The sequence below is a fragment of the Delftia sp. ZNC0008 genome (assembly GCF_000799035.1).
In the GTDB taxonomy this organism is placed as follows: domain Bacteria; phylum Pseudomonadota; class Gammaproteobacteria; order Burkholderiales; family Burkholderiaceae_C; genus Comamonas; species Comamonas tsuruhatensis.
The window spans coordinates 1-353 of record NZ_JTKZ01000016.1; the positions used below are offsets into that span (position 1 = coordinate 1).

1 protein-coding gene is annotated in these 353 nt (G+C 72.2%); it reads right to left on the reverse strand.

Features of this window, described 5'->3' with window-relative positions:
- A partial coding sequence (locus tag L995_RS00325; protein WP_197065088.1) for a ferredoxin reductase occupies positions 1-353 on the reverse strand: 353 nt, incomplete at both ends.

Below are 353 nucleotides of genomic sequence, written 5' to 3' on the forward strand. Positions count from 1 at the left end.
GCGCCCTGGCGCGCCGTGCCATGGCCGAGATGGGCGTGATGCCGATGCCGCCGGCCACCAGGATCAGGTGGCTGGCGCCTTCGTCCAGCGGGAAATGGTTGCGCGGGCCCCGCACCTGTACGGTGGCGCCGCGGTGCAGATGCTCATGCACCCAGGCCGAGCCGCCACGGCCGTTGGTCTCGCGCAGCACGGCAATCTCGTAGCTGCCGGTGTCCTGCGGGTCGCCGCACAGCGAATACTGGCGCGACAGGCCTGTGTCGCCGCATTGCAGGTCGATGTGCGAGCCCGGCGTCCAGCGCGGCAGGGCGTGACCATCGGCGGCCTTCAGGCGCAGGCGCAGCACGCCTACGCGG